The organism is Methanoplanus endosymbiosus (assembly GCF_024662215.1).
GTDB lineage: Archaea > Halobacteriota > Methanomicrobia > Methanomicrobiales > Methanomicrobiaceae > Methanoplanus > Methanoplanus endosymbiosus.
The window spans coordinates 2,797,453-2,821,386 of the sequence record NZ_CP096115.1; the positions used below are offsets into that span (position 1 = coordinate 2,797,453).

Genomic DNA, 23,934 nt, shown 5'->3' on the forward strand with positions numbered 1-23,934 from the left:
CCAGTTACTTAAAGTTAAGAATTAGCGAAAGGTGTGTTTTAAGTCATATAAATATAGGTTGTATTTCTCATCAATATATTTTAAGTAAAAGTTTGTTATTGGATAACCCGAAGATAATTCTAAAAGAGTTTGACCCACAAGGCAACCTTCTTTTCCATGCCATTTAGTATTATATGAATTAGAATATAGTTTCATTGAATTATCTTTACGATCTTTATCAAACAATAATAAATCATGAATATTATTTTTATTTTGATTTGTTAAATCTGGAAAAGGAAGAATTAATCCATTTTTCAGATAACCATAATAATCTGAGGTAACACTTTTTCCAAATTCTTTATAATAACAAGGGATACCTGATAATGTTGCTTCTAAGTGAATACTTGAATTGCTAGCAATCATTAAATCAATTTTATTAAAAAAATTTTGAAGGTTATATTTTTGAGAATCTTCAACCGTAACATTCTTTAGTTCATCACACATTTTTTGGATATTGAAAGTTGATTGACTAGGGTGGTTTCTTATAATAATATGAATGTTATTGTGTCTCAATATTTTTTCACAAAAACTAATAGCGCAATTAATATCATCTGATCTAGTGATAGCTATTCCGAATATAATTATTGAATGATTTTCATTATCATTTTCTTCTTGGTAATGGAAATTCTTGTGGCTCAGATTATTACTATCTTTTCGACAAAAAACCCGACTAATCCTAGGTTTTTGTGAACCAGTTAAAAAAACTTTAATATTTTTTTGGTTTCTTCCTACTCCCGTTTGTTTGTAAATATCAAAAGCAATCTTTCCATCTAAGAAAGCATAGTTAAACTCAAGAGGTGGAAAACGATTTGAAACAGATGCATGTTGCAAATAAACAGTTTTAAAATTTAATGATTTTGACATATATAATAGTGATCTATTACTAAAACTATGATCATTGGACATTATAATCAATTGAGGATTATAATCATTCAACATTCTATAAAAATAGTTGCAATAAAAAAAGCACTGCATATATCCAATACCTCCAAGAACAAGCCCTTTTCGATTTGAATTAAGATTTTTTAGCCAATAAGGTAATACCTTGAGAATAATGAATACAATACCCCAACAGACATCCTTATTATTTAAGCGAATTATATTGCTTTGAGCAGGTACCATATTCATGATTTTAATATTATCTGTAAATAGTATTTTTTCATTGTATGGCATATAATTAAAAACATTTTTGAGACATTCGAATTGATTATAAGTTCCTGCAAAAAAGAGATATTTAAGTCCATAATCATATTTAATTTCTTTAGATGAAATATACCAATATTTTTTTAGAAAAAGTACTGTAGCAAGCAAAGAATTTAAAAAAGAAATTATCACTTGGAGAAAATTAGGATTCACATTTGTATTAAAGTTTAAAGATTGTTTGCCAAACAAATAATTAATATCATCTAAATTAACTCTATAAAATACCATAAATTTACTAATAATATTCATTTTTACTCCTTTATGAGATTAAAAATCTCGATTCTGTTTCTTCAATATTAACGATTGTAATATAAGATATAAGGTTCCATAAATTTATAAATCAACCATAGGTTAGTGAAGTTCATCCTTTAGGGCAATAATACAATTCCACTCACCATGATAATTATTGGGGAGAAGAAACAATTCATCCTTCCCCTCTTTTGATACTTTTCTTCCAAGAGGATATGAATTATTATCAACAGAACATTTAATGGTTAATACTGTAGATATTCTTGCGTTATCTATTAAATTTACTATTACCTGTATATGTCAATGCCATTTTAGTGTTGAACAGTAGTTCCAAAATTTTTGAACAGTTTTTCCGGTGGGATAGAACACCTTTTGAATTGATACATTTCACCCATCAGGTATAATTCTCAGAGGCTAACTCCGGTAACCACCCTATCACATCGGCCGCATCTCATCCTGCAAACCGTTTAACTTCATCTCATCTTCCAAGGAGAACATTTGGAGGCCAAATCTGGAGGAATTCTTCTGTCTGGAAGTAATTCTTATGTTCATATTTTGCCTTTAAGGAGATACTTTTACGAGCAGAGATGCTTCATCAACTGGTATGGATTACACACTGCCTGACATAATATTCAGGTTACTCTGTATCGCGGATGTAAACTGTTCAGGTTCTGCCGAATGGGTGTTCATTTTGGACGGACTCACAGTCCAGTTTCGCCGGACACGGTGCCCATTTTTGGTGGACTTACTGTTCAGATCTATCCGGAATATACAATTACCTCCATACTGATCAATGATCTGTCTCTCCAATTTTTAGAGATTGCTGTAAATAAGTGATCCTCAATATTATACTATTTGCTTATTCCAGGTGGGAGATAGCAGATTGACAACATAAGATGTCAATGACAGTTTTACATTCCCGAATACTAAAATGACAAAAACTATATTCCTTTTTTTCTAAGTTAAAGCTCAAAATACCTCCCTATTGAGTCTCATCGACTTTTCAGACAGTGCCACTGGAATGGATAGCCCACATTACCATCAGATTGAACTAAAAAAATCACAAAAAGTAAGCCATGCCAAGTATTTCTTATAAAGCACCCCTGTATTATCTCTAAATAGCAAATAGCTGGATAAAATAGTTTTGATAACATTAATTTAGCCACCGAATTCATTAGCATTAATTAGATGTTTATCTACTAATTCAAAAATAGCCAAATCAAACTCTGAAAAAACACCAAATGCAGTTAATTGATCTGCTATGACATGACCAACTTTACCAGATACCATCCGATTATTCTTATGAAAGTTTTCCATAGTAGACAAAACCAAACCTCCTACTCCTTTGTATAGTGCATCACGTTCATAACGTGTAAATTTTTCTTGATTAAGGATAGGAATGAGACCACTGCCTGTATGTTGATAATATATCGAACTATCTGGTCGAACACTCAATAATGAGTCTGCTTGGAAAATTAACATTGTATTAATTGCATCCTCAAGATAATGAGTACTCATAAATGGATAATCTATTGATAATTGCATAATTATTCCATTGGATTTAATGAAATTATTACATTGAATTATAATATCTTGAATCGTCTGATTGAGAGAGACATTAATTCTCGCATATTCAGGTGGTCTTGATATAAAGTGAAGTTTTTTAAATTTATCTGAAATATTTAGGACATATTCTTGGATTTCCTTATCTTCTGTAGATACAACGATATAATGAATCTTATTAGAATTAGATGCGATTTCAACCATTTCTTCAAGAATTGTCTTTCCATTTGCCTTTACGTAGAGTGGCCATATAATATCCCCAATAGTTTTTTTCCTGATAGGTATGATAGCAATAGTTGTAATATCAAGATAGTCAGAAGTGTCGATAAGCGAGCTATTAATTTTTCGACGTGTTTCAAGAATTTTTTTTTCGTTATTCGTCAGATTATTATCATGTTGACGATAATAAAATAAAGGCTCATTGATATTTGTAACCCCATATTTTTTAATAAATCTGATCCAGAGTTCATACCCATCCTGACAGGTAAAGGAGTCATTATACCCTCCCAACTCATTTAAATGACTGAGACGAATCATCGTGCATGCTCCATGAGCAGGTAGATCAAAAAGGCTGACATCTTTATTAAAATTATGTCTTCTTTCTTCACCAATAATAATTCCCTCAGAATTAACATAATAGTAATCTGGAAATACTAAACCAAATTCATCATGCTTTTCTAATATTTTGCTCATTTTATCAAGAGCCATTGGATCAAGAAAATCATCAGCGTCCAAACGCATAATATAACGCCCGTTAGCCGCTCGAATCGCAATATTATTAGAATAATTCAATCCATTATTCATCTGATAAATAATTTGAATCTTCGGATGATCTCTATATTCTTCAATAATTTGTCGACTATGGTCAGTTGAACCATCATCAATTATTAATAATTCAAAATCCTGAAAAGTTTGATTGAGAACACTCAGTATGGCCTGTCTGATGTAATGCCCATAATTATAATTTGTTATATATACTGTCACCAATGGTTTCATGGTAATTCTCCAACTTTCTTTATATTTACTTTTAATAATTATTAAATAACATTTCTATAATATTTATTGGACATACATTTTTATTATGACTATTTATTCAATAATACTCCATGAAAGTTTTTCATGTCTTTTAATGTTTTTTTTCGCTTTTTTTCCAATAAGTTGATCATAATACCTTGCATCAATACCATGATTAGGTCTTAATACTGTCAGATTATCTTGGGATAACAATGCTCCTTTATTTATATCCTTAGATGGGTATACAGCACGTCTGAATGATACATCATGTCCATTATCCAATTCTATCTGCAATGGTCGTTTTACACATTTCCCCTGAAATTCTTTGATTATTTTTATCTCATTAATTAATGAATTTACCTCTGAGGGAACTAACGATACTGCATGGTCTCGAAATTCTTTGCCTTCTCTGCTATCAGTAAAGTGAAACTCCAATATTTCAGCTCCCATCACTGCTGCATATCTCAAGGCATCAATACCCTCAGTATGATCGGAATATCCAACTGTGGCTTTGGTTATTTCTTTTAATTTAGACATGACATTAAGATGAGCATCACCATTTGCTATTGGATACATAGCAGTACATTGTAGCACTCCAAGCATCTCTTTGTTATTGTAATTGGGATTGATCGAGCGAATGTAACGAACAGCATCAATAACTTCTTGTTCTGTAGAAATTCCAGTCGAAAGAATGATAGGCTTTCCTATTTGTGCAATTAATTTGAGAAGGGGATACGCAGTTATATCTCCGCTCCCTATTTTGTAGAGATCCAGATACTCATCAATCCATGAAATTGAGTCATAATCCCAAACAGAAGATAAATACCCAATCCCAGCATCTTTTACCAACGAGGCTAAAAATAAGTGTTCTTTTTTCGTCAGTTGAAATCTCTTAAAATGTAAATTTCTATCGGGACTTTCTATACTCGATACGAGTGATTCTCCACTATATATTTGAAATTTGATATAATCCACATCTGTTTGAATGGCTAACTCGGTTAAATGTTTTGCATACTCAAAATCACCCTCATGATTACCTCCAATCTCTGCTATTAACAAAGGACCATGTTTACCTTTCATCAGATTATACATATCCTAAATCCCTCGCTATAGTATATATCTGCTGAAGATGATATATCCGGTGGTCTTCAGAGAATTTACTAATTATTTGTTTTATTTTGTATAAGTCTTCGGGTGTATCAAGTGCCAATTGTAATTTTGCTGCTTCAGGAACTGAAGTGTTATAATAATATTTATGTTCACAACTAAATATGTCATAAAACAATAATGTTACATGTTCCATGTATTTATCTTCTTCACAAATCTCATCAAGCTTCGCTTTGTAATAATCGATGTTAACTATTTCCACACTCATACCCGTTGGAAATGTCTGATCTTTTTTATTAGTGAGAAATAAATAATGGTTCTGATTCAACTCGGTTAACAGAGCAGTTATTGCTTCAGTATTTACAAATACATTGTCGCCATTAATACGTATTGCATAGTCCCAACCTTTTTGGGCTGCTGCTTTATAAAATCTTATTGCAACATTGTTAAGAGAACCACGATAGCAATCAATCCCTTCTTTATCAGCGAAATTTTCTATTCCATCATCTTCTTTTTCGATCGATGTTGCAATAATAATTGAGCTTTTATCAAAAATCGTCATTAGCCTTTCTAAAATGTATTTGAGGATTGGTTTGCCATCAATTTCTAATAGTGCTTTCCCGGGTAGCCTTGTTGATGATTGTCGACAAATTATTACTACTCCAACATCCACTCTTTTATCCATATAATTACTCCCAATAGTTATTGACTCGGCATCATATAATCTGCAACATATTCCATATTAATCTTTCTTTATCTCTAAACATTAATCAATTTGAGTTCCATATTTCAAACAGATCCTCGTCTATTTTTTTTACCCTAATTGATCCAAAACGCCCTGAAACTAATTGAAACTTACCTATACAGTCTTCTATTTCCTCTAATTTAAGGCCAATAAATTTCTGTTTGTTATAGTTCATTCTTTGTTTATTAGTGAACATTTTCTTTTTTAAAGTATTAACAATTGTACTTATTAAAGTTAAAAACTGTATTGGAGAATCAGTTCCATCAGATTGTAGTGCATTATTAGTCATAGATAAAACCATACTTTTATTTATATCAATTAATTCACTAACAATACGTTCGCATGCATACATACCATCCAGCGAATCCAAGTGCCTATCAGCAATTGTTTTTTTATCAGATTCAATCAGATTAGCCTGTGTAATATTATTTTTTCTAAGGACTTTATCTAGTTTATCAACCAAATCTGCTATTGAATCAACTTTAATACTTAGATCATTAGGTACATACATATCAAACTTAGTCGATTCAATTGGACAAAAAGCAAATGTTGGGGTAGTATTCATAACATATGATTCTATACCCGTAGTACAGCGATTGTGTATCATTGCATCCGCAGCAAATATCCAAGGGATGACACTCCCCTCATGTATTACACAAACATTTGATTGATCACTCATAAGATTACGCCAAACTTCGTGATTTTCTGATGGGTGTGGACGTATTATTACAGTATGAGCCGGAAATGCCTTACTTAAACTTTGAATCATTTTAATAAACTGTTGGAATGTTTCTTTTTCCAATGATAAATTCTCTTTCCATATGGTTTCCATCTCATTTCCGTATTTCTCAAGTTTTTCCTTTAACTGTGCTTCACCATAAGAGGTACCCAAATAGTGATTATATCCAAAATTAGTATTAATAAGAATAAATTGACCATACCTTTTTTTAATGTTATTAGCATCATCCGCAAATATTGGTATAAATTCAGGTCTTAAAATATCAATTCGTGGACTCCCCGTCTGTGTGATTTTATCACTGACATTAGGTAACATAGACTTAATTATTTCTGTATCTATATTACCCCATGTAAACACTCTTTCTAATATATCAAAAGTTTCATCTTTTAAAATTCGATCAATAAACAATTGGCTATCCGAACGATAAATACTAAATTCTTCATCTTGTACAACGATTTTATGACCTTTCTCAAATATTTTTTGAAAACGTGCCATTTTTCCATAATTGGGATCCTTATCTAAAAAAATTCCGATTGGCATATCTAAGATATGTGATTCAACCTGAGTATTTTTTCCAATCACAACTTTAAATCCAGCCTCAGCCGCAAAGCAAGATAATAAAAGCTTTGGATAAAGTTCCCTTACTTTTGTTTCTAATGAAATATATAGCCAATTGTAGTCAGCATTTAATTCTTGATTCACTAACATTTTAACAACACATTATAGAGTTTAGAAGCATCCATATTTTCTTGAGATACCATATTTTCATGTAACTCAAGAAAATTCTGGACACAAGGGTGCTTACTATCTGTCGTTCCGAATACTTTACCAACAATTTCTTTTTTATTAGGTTTGTATATTTCCTCTATCTCCAAAGTACCTATTAGTTTATTACCAAATGAGGCTGTTGCATGGTTATTTTTCAATAGACTATGAGGTAAATTAGTTCAATAAATGAGCGAGTAATACTCTGTTTCAGCTAAAGTACTTCAAATAATTGATACAATTGTCCATAGTTTTTCATTCGTGCAACAGCCTCAAATGTTAAATTTAAAATATCCTTTGACTCTATTCTCTTTGTACAGTCAATTGGAACATCAAATACTACAGGTAAGGGAAAAATTTCCCCAGTTGGCAATCTCATGTTGGAGGAAACCTCTTCAAGTGTTTTCTTATCCATAAATTTTGTAAGAGGTGAAAAGGCACCTATTGATAGTTTTTCAACTTCAAGATATTTTCTTTGATTTATTTCTATAGATGTCATAACGCAAATTTAGGCATTTCATTTAAGGCAAATTTGATAGCAATTCTGTCTTCAGTTTCATAATTTCAAAGTCAGTGTTTGATTGAGTCTCGTGAAATTTGAGAGTGACTCTAATACATAATCTATTGATTTATTGATTCAATTATTAATTATTTCGCATTTGTCAGTATCTCGAGTCTGTCTGTATATTACGCCCAACTTTGAACAGTACGTCCGCAGATACTGATCATTAAGTCCGTTCAGACTGATCACTCATTCCGCCAATATTGAACAACCCAGATACCTCTTTTCAAAGATCCACTTCACTTCATCAGGCTCCTCTTGCGAGTCGCCTTCCTCAGTTCCACAGGATAGTTTATGGATAATTTGAGAATTACCCACGTAGAGTATTCATCTGGTGTCAAAAGAGATGCCAGGAATTGATTTACCTATGGTAAACTACAAAGAAATCCTTAGACTGAACAGTCTTGGGATAAAGAATACGCAGATCGCAAGTTCGTGTAACTGCTCACGAACAACAGTGATCAATGCTTTGAAACGAGCTGAAGAATGCAACCTTTACTGGGAAAATGCCAGGAATCTGAGTGATGAGGAGTTATCAAAAAGAATCATATCTGGCAATAAATCCAGTGTAACATACCAGATGCCGGATTATGAGTATGTCCACCACGAACTCTCTAAAAAAGGAGTTACTTTAGGACTGCTCTGGCTTGAATACTGTGACCAGTGCCGTGAATCAGGCCTGATCCCATATAAACACACCCAGTTCTACAAATACTATCGTGATTTTGTCCATAAGACCAAAGCTACCATGCATCTGGAGCACAAACCCGGAGAGATCATGGAGGTTGACTGGGCTGGCCAGAAAGTTTCGATAACCGACACTGACACAGGTGAAACTGTAAAAGTCTCAATCTTCGTTTCTGTACTCCCATACAGTGGCTATGCCTATGTAGAAGGTTTCCTTTCACAAAATCAGGAGAACTGGACAAAAGCCCATGTAAATTCTTACAGATATTTTGGTGGGGTTACAAAAATTCTTGTCCCTGACAACCTGAAAACCGGTGTGATCAAGAACAGTAACCATGAAACGATTATCAACAGAAGTTACCTTGAGCTTGCAGAGCATTATGAAACAGCAATTATCCCGGCAAGACCGTACTCTCCAAAAGACAAAGCTACAGTTGAAAAATCAGTGAATATCGTATCTACATGGATACTTGCTGCACTTAGAAATCAGGATTTCCTTTCACTGCGTGAGTTAAATGAGGCAATCCATGAAAAATTAGATGACTTCAACAAGAAGGAATTCCAGAAGAGAGAAGGATCCAGAGCATCCTGTTTTGAAGAAGAAAAGGAATATCTTCTGCCTCTGCCGGAAAAACCATATGAAGCTGCCATATGGAAAACTGCCACAGTACAGTACAACTACCATGTAACTGTTGAGAACAGGAACTACTCATGCCCTTATGAATTCATCAGGCATAAGGTGGATGTTCGTCTCACAGGTAACATGGTGGAGATCTTTTACAAGGGTAAACGTATTGCTACACATCCGAGAATATATGGTATTAAATCCCGTTACAGCACTATTGAGGAGCATATGCCTCCCAATCATCAGAAATATGTTAAATGGGACGGAGATCGTTTCCAGAAATGGGCAAGAAGCATTGGCCCGGAAACTTACAAAGTTGTGAATTCATTTCTTACAAGCTGCAGAGTGGAAGAACAGGGCTATAAATCCTGCATGACTCTGCTCAATCTGGAAGACAAATATTCTCCAAAAGGCCTTGAGGAAGCATGTAAACGTGCTTTAACAATCACTGAAAGGCCAAGTCTGAAGAGTATTCAGGTAATTCTCAGATCAAAGAAGAACAAGTTGCTTATAGATGAGTCTGAAGACGATGCAGTCCCGTCTTCACAATATGCCTTCATAAGAGGTCCTGATTACTACAGAGAGGGTGATGACTAATGCTGCATGAAGAAACAATCAGCAAGCTTTATGAGATGAGGCTTAGCAACATGGCTCAGAATTTCCGTAATCAGATGGAAGACAATTCTTATGCCAGTATGTCATTTGAAGACCGTTTTGGTATCCTTGTCGATTTAGAATGGCATAGACGAAAGGATAACAGACTTACTCAGCTCATCAGGAAGGCTGAATATGTTTATCCTCAAGCCTGTATTGAGGACATCAACTACTCGCCAAGCCGTCATCTTGATAAAGGACAGATTACAAGACTGTCGTCTTGTAGTTACATTCGTGAAAGGAATAATGTTATCATACTCGGAGCTACAGGGACAGGTAAAAGTTATCTTGCCTGTGCACTTGGCATGGCTGCAAATCGAAGTTCATATCCGGTTAAATACATCAGGCTCCCGGAATTATTCGCAGAACTTGCTATTGCCAGGAGTGAGGGTAATTACAGGGAAATCATCAAAGGATACAAAAAAATGAAGCTTTTGATCCTGGATGAATGGCTTTTAACCAAAATCAGTGAGACAGAAGCCATAGACCTTTTAGAGATTATGGAAGCACGCTACATGAAAGCATCTACGATAGTTTGTTCTCAGTTTGAGGTTGGCGGGTGGTACCAAAAGATAAGCAACGCAACAATTGCAGATGCTATCTGTGACAGGATTGTGCATAATACCTATACCATCACTCTCAAAGGTGATTCTATGCGTAAAATCAATGGCAGAAATGAAGTTGATAGCACATCTATTGACCCCTAAATAACCTCTTTTTTTATATTCTACATGTCCTCTGGATCAAGGTGTTCAAATTTTGCGGAAGGACTGTTCAGTCTTAGCGGGTGCGACAAGAAAAGCTGTAACATAGATTGCGTAAAGCTATCCATTTCGTTTGGGATATCTCTACCGCAGCATGCATTTCTGATAACGGAATTGTGTGAAGCCTGTGGGACAACGTGGAGAAAATCAGGAGTCTAACCTGATCAATCTGCCAGAGAAAGGATGCCATGGAGAAGCAAACGCTGAATCATCGTATGGGTCGTAAACTGAGACAGGCGTATTTAGACTGACACGCCCGAACCAAAATGGTATGGAATCAGGTTATGTTGGAAACGCTGACAATATAACAAACGAACAGATGGTTCCCGGCCTAAAGATGGCTCCTAAAGCATCTATATTATCTATGTTATGGAACTTGGTAATCCGTATATACTCCCAATTTGGGTATGGAAGTCGTGAGACCGACAAATGGTATAGACGGAACAGGATGTCCTAAAAAGCTAAGGCCTGCCGTAACGGGCAGGATAGGGGTTGTTGCCTCGACCTGAAAGGGTGCTGACGTGGGACAGGTATTCCTAAGCAATGAAGGAAGGTAAACTTATGAAAGTATGTCATTCAACGACGCATAATTGCGAGAAACATACTGACAGGGATCTTGCCCGGCAATGGAACTCCATTGACTGGGACAAAACAAGAGACACTGTTAACCGGCTACAGATCCGGATTGCAAAGGCAACAAAAGAAGAAAATTGGAATTTGGTGAAACGTCTTTCTTACCTGTTAACTCATTCAAGATCAGCAAAATTGCTGGCTGTACGAATTGTTACACAGAACAAAGGTAAGCGTACACCCGGCATAGACGGAGAAATCTGGAACTCAGCATCTGCAAAGATGCAGGCAGTTCTGAGCCTCACAGACAAAAATTACTGTGCAAAACCATTACGACGTATTTATATCCCTAAACCTGGTAAGAAAACAAAGCGACCAATCTCAATTCCATCCATGTATGATCGGGCAATGCAGGCTCTCTATGGATTGGCCCTACAACCAATCGCAGAAACAACAGCAGACCCACGTTCATTTGGATTTAGACTTTTCAGATCAGCACAGGATGCATCAGAATATGCATTTACGTGCTTAGGAAGAAAGACATCATCCATATGGATTCTGGAAGGAGACATCCGGGGATGCTTTGATAATATTAACCATGTGTGGCTTAAGGAACACATACCTATGGATCAATCAATCCTTACACAGTTCCTAAAATCGGGATTTGTCTTTGATAATGTTCTCTTTCCGACAGATAAAGGTACTCCACAAGGAGGCCTTGTGTCTCCAATTCTTGCGAATATGACACTCGATGGAATTGAACATATTCTTGATGAACAATTCCAAAATATGAAAGTTCACTTTATTCGCTATGCAGATGACTTTCTGGTCACTGCACCTACAGAGGAAATCGCAAAAGAAGCAAAGGAGATAATAAAAGAATTCCTCGCAATAAGAGGCCTGGAATTATCGGAAGAGAAAACGTTGATTACTCATATCAACAATGGCTTTGACTTTTTGGGGTACAATTTCCGGAAATATAAAGGAAAACTCCTCATTAAACCATCGGAGAAATCAATCAAGTCAATTACTGATAAAATTAGGACTAAAGTTAAAAAAGCCCGAGCATGGTCTCAGGAGGAATTGATAAAGGTATTAAATCCAACCATACGAGGTTGGGTAAATTATCATCGTCATAATGCAGCCAAGGAAACTTTCCAGAAATTAGATCACTATCTCTGGACAGTAACCTGGAAATGGGGTAAACGTCGACACACTAACAAAGGTCGCAAATGGGTAGCAAGTAAATATTGGCATGTGGAAGGCAAAAGAAAATGGGTTTTCAAAACAGAAGAGAATACGTTAATACAATTCTCGGAAGCTCCCATCCGTAGACATTCTTGCCCAAAGCTTAATGCTAATCCCTATCTTGACAGGAAATATTTCCTCGAAAGAAAGGAGAGAATGAGAAGACAAACGCCATGGATCCAAACTAAATTATCTTATTTTGCACTGCCGCCCGCTAACGGGTAATGGAATGCGTGAGCCGTATGCGGTGAAAGCTGCAAGTACTGGTTCTTGGAAGGGGGGGAGGTGGTAACACTTCCTCCCTATTCGACATCTACTGTTCAATGCTGGCGGACTTACTGTTCAGGGTCAGACGGAACTGGTGTCCAAATGAAACGGAATAGTGTGACAGGAAGTTGAAAGTCTGGATTGCGTAATGCTGCCCGATTTGTTCCGGGTATCTCTAATGAGACATGCGGCACAGTACCAGACACTGTGCGGTGTGAAGCTCTCATGACAACGTGGAAAACTCCGAAACCCTATTCGGACAATCTGCTAGAGAAATGGTATCATGGTGAAGGAAACTGAATCGTTGGTAGAGAGGTCGTTAATCATAACATGCGAAACAGGGTGAAACGCTTGACCAAAATGGTATTGCATCAGGTTATATCGGCCTATTCCACGGTATAGCGAACAAACAGATAATGCACGGTCTAAAGACGACACCTAAAATACCTATAATTATCCGGCTTTCAGAACCTGGTAAACCTGATGGGCTCCTTCATGTGAAGGTAGGAATCTGGTCCGTATGCCTAGCAGGCAGAGGAACCTGGCAAATAGCCAAAGCCATGTTGTAACGACGTGGATAGGGAATATTTCCCAACCCGAAAGGGTGCTGACTTGCCAGATGGTGTACCGAAGCGAGAAAGTATGAAATTTTGTAAATGTAGGTGAACCAGAGATGTATAATAACACGGAGCTTACACTTGAGTTAGTAAAATTAAGCGAAGTCAAACAGTTTGATCAATATATTTATATAACATAACTATTTTGTATGTTGACTTTTCAACAAGGGGAAATCCTATTTCCGCACGAGATATCCAACATTGTGATGTTGATATCATTAATTTTCTGAAGAAAAATGGATATGAAAAAGAGTTTTTAAATGGTAATCGGAGTGTATTTCACCATGCCCCAATTTACATGAATGGGCTAATCATTTTACCACGTGGTTCCAACATGAGTAAAATGTCTGAAAATCTTCTGGAATGTGGAACTGCACGTGATCTGAGTCATTTTATCTCAAAATCTCCATGGTCAGCTGAAAGGGTTATGAGACTAAATCGCATTAATGCTGTTAAACTTCTTGGACCTGGTGGTTCTTTGATAATTGATGAATCCGGCCAACAGAAATACGGGAAACATGCAGTAGCTACCTCAAAGCAGTACCTTGGAACAGTTGGACGAACCTGCAATGCACAGGTTGAGGTCTTTGGTTCCTACTGTGTTGGCCAAAACTCGGCCATTATTGATTTTCAGGTTTTCTTCACAGAGAGTTGGGTAAACAATACAGAAAGAAGTCTTAATTCTGGAACTCCACTTGAACTGCTCGAACATAGGACAAAACCAGACTTAGCATTAGATATCGTTGACCGGGCAATTTCTGATAAGATACCCTTCACTTACGTTCAGGCAGATGCATTGTACGGAAATGATTCAAAATTCCTTGGTGGTCTTGAAGAACGTGGTTTGACATTTATTTGCGACATAGCAAGTGATACGCAGGTTTATATTACCAAACCAGAGCTGGAATTACCAAAAAGAAAAGGAAATGTAGGGAGATTTCCTTCAAAACTTAAAGTGAAGAACACTTCACAAACTAAAGTTAAATGGTTGTCAGAAATCCAAAAAAACTGGAAAACTGTCGATATAAGATTGACTGACAGAGGTATAAAAAATGTCGAATGTGCGGAACTAATTGTATGGCGTCGGCATAATGATCTGCCCGTTGAAAAACCAGTAAAACTCATTATGATTCGCGATCTGAAAGAAGATTTCCTGAGATTTGCAGTTTCAAATAGTCTGGAATTTGACTTGGAATATCTTGTGAAGGCACAGGCAAAGCGCTACTGGATTGAAAGAAATTTTGAAGATGTAAAAGGTCTGTGTGACTTGGATAGCTTCAGAGGGAGAAGTTGGACATCCTTAAATCATCACATTGCTCTTTGTGTAACTGCTCATTTGTTTTTGTTGCATTTGAAGGAATATTTCCGGAAAAAATCGAAGATACTCTCACTAAATCAGATTGTGGCAATAGTAAGATTGCATAAACCACTAAAAGTTTTTACAACACAGGAACTTGCTGATTTGATAAATAGAACCAATTTGATACGTGCAAAAATGAGAGATCGAAGAATTATGAAGTTTATTCGGAAACGCTATGAAAAAGAGAATCACTGGTCAACTAATATTCTGGAGTTCCGAACAAAGGGCTAAATTTTAGTCAACGCATCATCAGAGTTGAGCCTTTGCTTACCGTGAGGTTTAGAACTTAGATTAATATTGGTCAATTATATTTCAGTCAATTGAATATAATTTTTGTAAAATAATGGTGTGGTTGCCCAAAACTGAATTTGTGACCGAAACTTGAGTTCCTAATATCGCAAATGTGGCGATTTTCACTAAAAAAGTATGCGCACTTTTGCAGTTTTACCAACACAAGTTACAGACTCAGAACTTGATAAATTGTGGCAATCTATTGATTGGGCACAAGTCGAGAAGACAGTTAGCAACCTTCAAACCCGAATCGCAAGAGCAGCGCTAAATAACAGATGGCATGAAGTCAATAAACTCATTCGTTTAATTACCCGGTCATATCATGCTAAATTATTAGCTGTAAGGCAGGTTACTACGAGTAAAGGGAAGAAAACCCCTGGAGTTGATGGAATTGTATGGATAAGTAATGCAGACAAGATGAGAGAAGTCCCCAGCCTTAATGCAAGGAGATATCGCACTCTGCCACTCAGAAGGATCAATATCCCAAAGAAGAATGGCAAGCTACGACCATTAAGTATTCCTACATTTAGAGACCGGGCAATGCAGGCACTATTTGCCTTCGCCCTGGCCCCTGTTGAATATGCTACCGGTGACCGCTCATCGTTTGGTTTCAGGAAATACCGAAGTACAAAAGATGCATGTCAACAAGCCTTCAACTGTTTGGGTAACAAAAACTCGGCACAATGGGTACTTGAAGCTGACATCAAATCATGTTTTGATATGATCTCCCATGATTGGCTACTCACTCACATTCCTATGAAAACAAGTATTCTAAAACAATTTCTGAAGGCTGGATTCATGGAAGGAGACCGATTGTTCCCGACAATCGCAGGAACACCGCAAGGTGGTGTGATCTCTCCAATACTGGCCAATATGGTGTTAAATGGGTTTGAGAACCTACTTGGAAAAAGATTCTGCTCCAACAAAAAGGGAACTATCAGCAAAAACTACAACAAGCATAAGGTCAATTTCATAAGATATGCTGACGATGTAGTAATCACCGCAGACTCTGAAGAAACTGCTGAAGAAATCAAAGAGATACTTTCCGGATTTCTAAGTGAGCGTGGTTTGCAGTTGTCCGAAGAAAAAACCCGAATCACCCACATCTCAGAAGGATTTACCTTTCTGGGCTGGGAATTCAGGAAGTTCAGGAACAAACTGTTAATAAAACCATCAAAGAAATCTATCAGGACATATACTGAAAAGGTTCATGATATTCTCAGAAAAGGCAAAAGCTGGACTCAGGATGCAATAATTGGAAGCATCAACCCAATTACAAGAGGATGGTCCAATTATCACAATCATGCAGTTGCCAGCAGAACATTTTCCAAATTAGATTATATTACCTTCAATATGCTGTATAGCTGGGCAAAGAGAAGACACCCAAATGAACCCCGTAAAGACACAGTCAATAAGTACTGGTGTCAAAAGGGTTCAAGAAAATGGGTGTTTGCTACTAAAATCCAAGAATTGATTCCACTCTCAAAAACAAAAATCCGGCGACACTATATGGTAAAACTGGATAAAAATCCATTCTTGGATTTTGAATATTTTGAAGAAAGGAGAAAGTACAAAGCATTCTGGTAATTCAGGCTGTGACACAATGCCTGATCGTTATGAAAACAAGCTCAATATGCCTTCCAATCCAAGGCATGCTTAAATAACATGACTTTGCAACTTTAGTTCTGTCACAGCCTGAATTATTTATTATTTTAGCCTGTCACCCATGTAGGGTAGAGGTATGCTCGAGCCGGATGATGCGAAAGTATCACGTCCGGTTCCGAGAAGGGGGGGAGTGGGTAACCACTTCCTCCTATTCGACTACAGTCTGTCCTATTAACCCTAATCTTATCAGGATAAATTCTTAATTTAATAGGCCTGACCAGTTACGTTTAATTATTCACCACATAATGATGCAAGATATATAGTTTGAAGAAATTAGAATGAGACATCAAATATATTGTCCAGATATTTATGAAGCTCATCATCATCTAAAAAGACTCCCTTATTCGAAGAATAATCCCTATTTTCTATCTTAGAAAAAGAACCTCTATCCACTGCTGTTTTTTCGGGATTTTGTGAAATATTATATTGTGGAAGGATCACATAAATCTCATCATTCTCATAAACATATCCTACTTCGTCTGTAGAAAATAGCTCTTCAGAGACTTTTTCTCCATCTCTCTTTCCAATAACTTCAATTTCAATAGCATCAGGATCATAATTTAATTTAGATGCGAAATGATCAATCATTATATCGGCGAGATCGCAGAGACGGACAGATTTCATTTTCTTAATAAATATCTCTCTTCCCATTGCAATCTCAGCAGAATGAAGAATGAAATCAACAGCTTCCGGAATAGTCATCATAAATCTTGTCATATCCGGATTTGTAACTGTAACAGGGCCACCCATTTTTATCTGTTCAAGAAAAATTGGAACAACTGAACCACGTGAATTCATTACATTACCAAATCTCACACATGATAGTTTTGTCCTTTTATTGCCACGGTAATGATTTGAAGAGATTACAAGTTTTTCTGCAAGCTGCTTAGTTGTTCCCATCACATTTAAAGGATTTACAGCTTTGTCAGTACTGATTAAAATAAATTTATCAACATTATGATTAAGAGCTGCCTGAATAACATTTTGGGTTCCAATGACATTTGTTTTAATAGCCTCAAAAGGATTATATTCACATATTGGAACATGCTTCATAGCCGCTGTATGAAAAACAATATCAACATCCTCCATTGCCATATCAAGGCGATCCACATTCCCAATATCTCCATATAATGGCCTTAATATTCTCTGTGAAGGATCAACTTTGGTTGATACATTGAATAGTGCAGTTTCATCATTATCAAATACTCTTATCACTTTTGGCTCAAGTTCTGATATTTTCCTTACAATCTCACTGCCAATACTCCCGGCTCCTCCGGTTACAAGAATAGTTTTATCCTTATAAAAATTCATATTGCTTAATCATCCCCGTAAAACTCTTTTATTGAAGAAATCACACGATCAATATCATCTCTTGAAATACCTGGATAAAAAGGAAGACTGATAATATTCTCTGATATTCTATCCGTCACCGGTAATTCACATTTATATTTGAGTTTTGACTGATAAAAATGTGTCTTATGAACCGGAGTAAAATATATCTTTGACATTATGCCTTTATCTTCAAGGAATTTTATCAGGGAATCACGTTCCTTTGCAATAACAGAGAATAACTGATAGACATGATAGTAATCATCAGGTAAATCAGGAATTTCTATTCCGGAGATCTGACTTAATCTATTAAGATAATATTCAGCATCTGATCTTCTCATACTGATAATTTTTTCTGCTTTTCTGAGTTGTGATAAACCAAGCGCAGCTGTAATATTTGACATCCGGAAATTGTAACCAAGCGTTACGTAATCCATTACAGCATTGGTGGAGAAGTAATCGGCAGTCTCAAGGCGCCCGTGAGAGCGGATAAGCTTCATCTTCTCGTAAAGATCACGGGAATCTGTAACAATAGCGCCTCCTTCTCCGGTGGTCAGAACTTTATTCTGGCAAAAGCTCAGCATTGCAGAGTCACCAAATGTTCCCACTTTTTTATCACCTATCGCAGCACCGAATGCCTCTGCTGCATCCTCAATTAAGATCAGATTGTTATCATCAGCTATTTCTCTTAATTCTCGAATAAGACATGGACATCCACCATAATGAACTGGCATTATGGCTTTGGTTTTTGGACTAATCTTCTCAACTACATCTTCAGGATCAAGTCCAAATGTTTTCTCCTCAATATCTGCAAAAATTGGTTTAGCTCCGACAAACTGCGGTGAATTAGCGGTTGAGATAAAAGTAAAAGAGGGAACAATTACTTCATCATCTTTGCCAATGCCGTGTGCAATAAGGGCAGCATGTGTTGCTGAGGTTCCGGAATTAAAGGTCAGACAGTACTTTGTACCTATGTAATCTGCTATTTCTTCCTCAAATTTTGAAACATTTTCACCCACAGCCCAGTTCATCCCGGAACGAATTGCATCACTTACTGATGTAACATCATCCTCATCCCAGTACATTTTAAAAAGAGGTATTTTCCAAGTCACTCTACATCCTCTGTTAATTTTTTAATTTCTTCTTTATTTAATAGGCGCTGTATTTTTGCTGGAACACCAAATGCCACAGCATTATCAGGTACATCGGAGTTTACAAAACTATGAGCACCAATAACAGAGTTTTCACCAACTGTTATCCCTGGCATAATAGTACTATGTGTTCCAATCCGGCAGTTCTTTTTTAGATGAACTTCTCCTTGTTTATTATCAATTGTTGATAAGGAATATATAGAACAATGTGATCCTATCTGAACGAAATCCCCGATATTGATGCCATATTTTGCATTAATATAAGTAAATGCTCCAATATCAGTCCCATACCCTAAGATTAAGTTATCTACATTCTGGACAACCCAGTTATATTTTGTTGGAATTCCATCTTTTATTTCCGGATGATTCCAGTTTTTAAATCTCATATAATATCCATAAGTATATTTTGAATACTGGTCATTATTCTTTTTTAGTTTAAGGATAGGTAATATTTTTCGAGAACAAATTTGGTTCAATGTTGAGTTCTTTAAGTACATTAGAAATAATGATACTTGTATTACCTTCACCATAGGGATTTAAACAATTATTAACTTTATTCATAAATTCCTCATCATAAAGACATTTTTCGATGGACTTAAGTATGTCTTCTTTAGAGTAATTTACATTTATTACATTTTCAGATGATTCTCGACCTTCCTGTCGATGACCAATATTTATTACGGGTATTTTAAAAGCTGAAGATTCTATAATACCACTACTTGAATTGCCGATCATTATATCTGCAATTTTCATGACATTGAGATAATCTTTATGGGGAAGGTTTTTAAAAATTTTAATCTTTTCTGGATATTTATAACTATACCCTTCAATGGCATTAATTATTTGTTTACTGCCCGGATCAACATTAGGATATATCAATACAATCTGAAAATTAAAATCTATTATTGAATCAAGTACAATATCTATTTCTTTAGCAGCAGATTCTGGCGATGTACTTATTGGATGAAGAACAAATAACATAATTCCTAAGTTATTATCAAGATCTAATTTTTCACATAAATCATCTTTACTCAGGAAATCTGTTGATTTAATTGTTTCAATAGATGGGGAACCTACCACAAATACATTTTCAGGTATTTCTCCTAATTTAATTATTCTTTCAGCGCTTTTTTCTGTTGCTGCAAAATGAATATGGCTGATTTTTGTAATAGCATGCCTTGTGTATTCATCAAATCCACCACGTAGTTTATCTCCACCATGTATATGGGCAAGAACTTTTCCGCTATATGATGCTGCAACTGCTGCAGCAAATATTTCATAACGATCGCCAAGAACCAGTACAATATCAGGTTTTAATATTTCAAAAACCTGAGAAAATCCAATAATTCCATGCCCAATGGAATGAGGCAAAACCTCTTTATTATCTCCTGCAATTACTACTGGAACTTTTGCATTAATTGTAAATCCATCTTGATAAATCAAATCTATTGTATTTCCATACTCGGGCAAAAGATGAGTTCCTGTGACGACCAACTGAAGAGATAAGTCTGTGTCCTGTTTAATTCTCTTAATTATAGGCTTTAGAAGTCCATATTCAGCCCTTGTACCTGTTACCACGCATATTTTTCTCTTAGCCATAATTCCCATCTAAATATTTTAAAAATCTTAATAATAATACAACACGATCGTAATTAAAATAATTTGACTACTAATCAAATTAAAAAAAATGGATTCTGATTAATCATATTATATTCGCCACACAGTTATATTAACCAATAGGGTTTTTTAATTTCCATTCTCCATCTGTTTTTTCAAAGATTTCTTTATTATATAGTGAATCCACAATATCCCAAAATTCTTTATGTGAATATCCTGTGAAATCCAAGAAATCCTGAAGTGCAAGACTATCCAGATTATGGTCATGTATTTTAACCAATTCTATAGCTTCTTCTCTACTAATAAAACCATATCTAATAAATCTGGAAGCATAATCTGTAGCAGTTGCATGACCAAATTTTGGGTATTTTAACCAAGGGTGTATCATATATGCTCTACTATCAACCTGATCAAAATTTTCTATGTGGTGTTCACGAATCCACTCATGAGTTAAATCCTTAAATCCTCTTTTTTTTGCAAAAAGATAATTGTTGTAACTATTCCAGTCAACAAAATAACTTAAATATATAGAATCCAAGTTTAATGCATCAATTTCCTTTTTTCCCGGAAAAACGCAAAGACTAAGATCTTTCATAGATATATTATCATCTATCAGCTCATCCCAGGATATTTCGGATGCAACACCATTATATATCTGCTCATTAGCAGAGTAGGATTCTTCTTTTTGATATCCACCATATTCATAGCTTATATTCTCACCATAGACAACCAGTGGAATGTTAAACTTAATTGCCATGTGTATTGGATATGTGTAAATTAGTCTGTCAATATACCATGTTGGTTTACCATATTTTTCAAAAGTTTTTCTCATCAATAATTTCTGAACTTTTATATTTGGCTTCAGGCTAATAATGTCACAGCCAAATTCTTCTGAAATATTTCTAATGTTATGTTTTCCCGCTTCTGTCATTGGGAAATTATCCTCTACAGTTACCAGTAGAGGATTCATGCCCATCAGTTCCTTCATGACATAGACCTGATAGTGACTGTCCTTACCACCACTTACAGCAATTATGCAATCATAACTGTCCCCATACTTACCCCTGTATTTGTCACATAAAGTTTTTAATTCTTTAAATCTGGAATTCCAATCAATTTCACTTTTTTTTTCATGATTTCTACATGCAAAACATACTCCTTCATCATCAAAACCAAGACCTGGTCTGGTGTCAGGCATAACACATTTTTTACAGTACTTCATAGCAAATAACTTCCTCCCTATGATATATAATATTTTGCACACTTGGGGTTGTAAATTTGTTTAATTAGCTATCTATTTGAAACCAATTAATCTGTTCATCTCTTCTTAATGATTTATTCATTTTCTTACCAATTATTAAATTAAAATACTTAGGAGGAATTCCGGTTCCAGGTCTTTTTGCTGTAACATCATCTTTCATTAATACAGAACCTTCATTAATATTCCTTCTGGCAACAAGACTTTTCCTTGCAACCTGAATATTATTCCTTTCAGCATCATTTGCTGCTTTTATTCCATTACCCATTGCAAGTTCAACATCTCTGACGGCTTCAACAATTGCCTTTAATTCATCCGGTTCAAGTGATGCTTTATGATCCGGACCGGGGAGATTCTTGTCAATGGTGAAATGCTTTTCAATCACTACTGCTCCAAGTGCTACAGCTGCAATTGGAATTGTTATTCCTTCGGTATGATCTGAGTATCCAACCGGAAGTTTGAATGCACACCTCATGGTTTCCATTGCAGAAAGGTTTACGCTTTCAATAGGTGCCGGATATGAAGTTGTGCAGTGAAGAAGAGTAATGTCTGTTGTTCCGGATGATTTTAAGGACTCAATTGCTTCTTCTACTTCGCCAAGTGTTGACATTCCGGTTGAAAGAATCACAGGTTTTTGCTTTTTTCCAATATGCTCAAGAAGAGGAATATTTGTAATCTCTCCGGATGGAATTTTAAAAAGAGGAACTCCTAATTTTTCCAGAAAATCTGCACTCTGATGATCAAAGGGTGTTGACAAAAAAGTTATTTCCTTTTCATCAGCATATTTTTTTAGTTCAGTAAAATCTTCATCGCTGAGTTCAAGGGCTTTGATCATCTCATATTGTGATTCTGAACTGCCTGTGTTCTCAATCTGATACTGGGCTTTTCCAGCAGTTTTACATACTACTTCTTCCGCTTTGAAAGTCTGAAACTTTACGGCATCAGCTCCGGAATCTTTTGCAGCATCAATTAATTTTTTTGCAAGGTTGATATCGCCGTTGTGGTTAACTCCGGCTTCTGCAATTACGTAACATTGACTTTTTAAGTTATTCTTTTGTGAGTACATATTTCCCCAAAATGTATTAATTTAATTTATAAATATATGATGAAATAATTCTATCTGAAGTTTTGTCTATTATTAACCATAAATGTCCTTATTTTCAATTATAATTTCTGCTAACTTTAAATCTAGGGCTTCATCAATATCTATACTGTCCTCTCTGCTCATTACATATGGTAATATATCTTTACAATAAAATGTCTTTTTATTTACTATTGTGCTCACTCTTGAAATATAAATTGCCCCATTTGGAATGTAAGTTTCCGGCAAATCCTGACTTCTCATAAATATGAATCTTTCATCCATTAACGGGACCAAATAGTCATTTTCAACTTTGAAATTCCATTGGGGAGGGTGTTCCGGATTTGTAACACTAACTAATGAACTTCCTTTACCTGAAAGGAAGGTTTCCAATGCCTCTTTAACGTGTATTTCATTTCTTAGAGGGGATGTTGGCTGCAAAAGGATAATTATATCATCAGGATTTAGTTTATATTCATTAATAAAATGAAGAACCGAGTCAATAGTAGTACTTGTGTCCTGTGCCAGCTCCGGTGGTCTTCTGAGAACTTCAGCATCTAAATCGTTAGACAATGACTCGATTTGCAAATCATCAGTTGATACGATTACCTTATCAAATATTGAAGATTTTAATGCTACCTCTATTGTATACTGTATTAGAGGTTTATCGGCAATTAATTGCAGGTTTTTGTTTGGTATTCTTTTGCTACCACCACGTGCTGGAATGAATGCGTAGATCTTGTCAATAGTTTTCATTTTAATCT

20 protein-coding genes are annotated in these 23,934 nt (G+C 35.5%); 5 read left to right on the forward strand and 15 right to left on the reverse strand.

Annotation, left to right across the window (positions count from 1 at the left end; translation table 11 throughout):
• Nucleotides 1–21 precede the first annotated feature (21 nt).
• The 8 genes from L6E24_RS13030 to L6E24_RS13055 all read right to left on the reverse strand — a co-directional run bounded on the left by L6E24_RS13030 (nucleotide 22) and on the right by L6E24_RS13055 (nucleotide 7,923).
• Entirely contained in the window at nucleotides 22–1,491 is a 1,470-nt protein-coding gene (locus L6E24_RS13030; protein WP_257742394.1) for a hypothetical protein, read from the reverse strand.
• Nucleotides 1,492–1,593: 102 nt separating this feature from the next.
• Nucleotides 1,594–1,788: an ISAzo13-like element transposase-related protein gene (locus L6E24_RS14780; protein ID WP_373021271.1), complete on the reverse strand. Its 195-nt coding sequence runs from the start codon at nucleotides 1,786–1,788 to the stop codon at nucleotides 1,594–1,596.
• Between the two features lie 861 nt (nucleotides 1,789–2,649).
• Nucleotides 2,650–4,050, reverse strand: a complete 1,401-nt coding sequence (locus L6E24_RS13035; protein ID WP_257742395.1) for a glycosyltransferase family 2 protein — start codon at nucleotides 4,048–4,050, stop codon at nucleotides 2,650–2,652.
• 93 nt (nucleotides 4,051–4,143) lie between these two features.
• Nucleotides 4,144–5,148 (reverse strand): N-acetylneuraminate synthase family protein, encoded by a 1,005-nt coding sequence (locus L6E24_RS13040; protein ID WP_257742396.1) that lies wholly within the window; start codon nucleotides 5,146–5,148, stop codon nucleotides 4,144–4,146.
• Nucleotides 5,149–5,152: 4 nt separating this feature from the next.
• Complete coding sequence (locus L6E24_RS13045; RefSeq protein ID WP_257742397.1) at nucleotides 5,153–5,860, reverse strand: cytidylyltransferase domain-containing protein; 708 nt, start codon at nucleotides 5,858–5,860, stop codon at nucleotides 5,153–5,155.
• Between the two features lie 85 nt (nucleotides 5,861–5,945).
• Nucleotides 5,946–7,367, reverse strand: coding sequence for a surface carbohydrate biosynthesis protein (locus L6E24_RS13050; RefSeq protein ID WP_257742398.1), 1,422 nt, complete (start codon nucleotides 7,365–7,367; stop codon nucleotides 5,946–5,948).
• The gene (locus tag L6E24_RS14785) at nucleotides 7,361–7,585 is read right to left on the reverse strand and encodes a hypothetical protein (protein WP_373021059.1); all 225 of its coding nucleotides are present in this window, start codon (nucleotides 7,583–7,585) and stop codon (nucleotides 7,361–7,363) included. Before L6E24_RS14785 ends, L6E24_RS13050 begins: the two co-directional genes overlap by 7 nt.
• Nucleotides 7,586–7,638: 53 nt before the next feature.
• The gene (locus L6E24_RS13055; RefSeq protein ID WP_257742399.1) at nucleotides 7,639–7,923 is read right to left on the reverse strand and encodes a hypothetical protein; all 285 of its coding nucleotides are present in this window, start codon (nucleotides 7,921–7,923) and stop codon (nucleotides 7,639–7,641) included.
• 409 nt (nucleotides 7,924–8,332) lie between these two features.
• On the opposite strand from L6E24_RS13055, the gene istA reads away from it, so the two are divergent.
• The 5 genes from istA to ltrA (L6E24_RS13080) all read left to right on the forward strand — a co-directional run bounded on the left by istA (nucleotide 8,333) and on the right by ltrA (L6E24_RS13080) (nucleotide 16,656).
• Complete coding sequence (gene istA, locus L6E24_RS13060; RefSeq protein WP_257742400.1) at nucleotides 8,333–9,895, forward strand: IS21 family transposase; 1,563 nt, start codon at nucleotides 8,333–8,335, stop codon at nucleotides 9,893–9,895.
• Complete coding sequence (istB, locus tag L6E24_RS13065; RefSeq protein ID WP_257742401.1) at nucleotides 9,895–10,659, forward strand: IS21-like element helper ATPase IstB; 765 nt, start codon at nucleotides 9,895–9,897, stop codon at nucleotides 10,657–10,659. The genes istA and istB overlap by 1 nt, the downstream gene beginning before the upstream one ends.
• Nucleotides 10,660–11,259: 600 nt before the next feature.
• Nucleotides 11,260–12,759 carry a group II intron reverse transcriptase/maturase gene (ltrA, locus tag L6E24_RS13070; protein WP_257741984.1) on the forward strand — a complete coding sequence of 500 codons (1,500 nt, stop codon included), beginning with the start codon at nucleotides 11,260–11,262 and terminating at the stop codon, nucleotides 12,757–12,759.
• 957 nt (nucleotides 12,760–13,716) lie between these two features.
• A complete protein-coding gene (locus L6E24_RS13075; RefSeq protein WP_257744035.1) occupies nucleotides 13,717–15,009 on the forward strand; it encodes an IS701 family transposase in 1,293 nt (430 codons plus the stop codon).
• 195 nt (nucleotides 15,010–15,204) lie between these two features.
• Complete coding sequence (gene ltrA / locus L6E24_RS13080; RefSeq protein WP_257742402.1) at nucleotides 15,205–16,656, forward strand: group II intron reverse transcriptase/maturase; 1,452 nt, start codon at nucleotides 15,205–15,207, stop codon at nucleotides 16,654–16,656.
• A 351-nt stretch (nucleotides 16,657–17,007) separates the two neighbouring features.
• Here the strand turns inward: ltrA (L6E24_RS13080) and L6E24_RS13085 are convergent, their stop codons facing one another.
• The 7 genes from L6E24_RS13085 to L6E24_RS13115 all read right to left on the reverse strand — a co-directional run bounded on the left by L6E24_RS13085 (nucleotide 17,008) and on the right by L6E24_RS13115 (nucleotide 23,926).
• Nucleotides 17,008–18,045, reverse strand: a complete 1,038-nt coding sequence (locus L6E24_RS13085) for a UDP-N-acetylglucosamine 4,6-dehydratase family protein (RefSeq protein ID WP_257742403.1) — start codon at nucleotides 18,043–18,045, stop codon at nucleotides 17,008–17,010.
• A gap of 5 nt (nucleotides 18,046–18,050) precedes the next feature.
• A complete protein-coding gene (locus L6E24_RS13090) occupies nucleotides 18,051–19,175 on the reverse strand; it encodes a DegT/DnrJ/EryC1/StrS family aminotransferase (RefSeq protein WP_257742404.1) in 1,125 nt (374 codons plus the stop codon).
• Nucleotides 19,172–19,600: an acyltransferase gene (locus L6E24_RS13095; protein ID WP_257742405.1), complete on the reverse strand. Its 429-nt coding sequence runs from the start codon at nucleotides 19,598–19,600 to the stop codon at nucleotides 19,172–19,174. The genes L6E24_RS13090 and L6E24_RS13095 overlap by 4 nt, the downstream gene beginning before the upstream one ends.
• A gap of 49 nt (nucleotides 19,601–19,649) precedes the next feature.
• Nucleotides 19,650–20,813: a UDP-N-acetylglucosamine 2-epimerase gene (gene neuC, locus L6E24_RS13100; protein ID WP_257742406.1), complete on the reverse strand. Its 1,164-nt coding sequence runs from the start codon at nucleotides 20,811–20,813 to the stop codon at nucleotides 19,650–19,652.
• A gap of 130 nt (nucleotides 20,814–20,943) precedes the next feature.
• Nucleotides 20,944–22,053, reverse strand: coding sequence for an N-acetyl sugar amidotransferase (locus L6E24_RS13105; RefSeq protein ID WP_257742407.1), 1,110 nt, complete (start codon nucleotides 22,051–22,053; stop codon nucleotides 20,944–20,946).
• 64 nt (nucleotides 22,054–22,117) lie between these two features.
• Nucleotides 22,118–23,155, reverse strand: coding sequence for an N-acetylneuraminate synthase (gene neuB, locus L6E24_RS13110; RefSeq protein WP_257742408.1), 1,038 nt, complete (start codon nucleotides 23,153–23,155; stop codon nucleotides 22,118–22,120).
• 72 nt (nucleotides 23,156–23,227) lie between these two features.
• Nucleotides 23,228–23,926: an acylneuraminate cytidylyltransferase family protein gene (locus L6E24_RS13115; protein ID WP_257742409.1), complete on the reverse strand. Its 699-nt coding sequence runs from the start codon at nucleotides 23,924–23,926 to the stop codon at nucleotides 23,228–23,230.
• Between the last annotated feature and the right edge of the window lie 8 nt (nucleotides 23,927–23,934).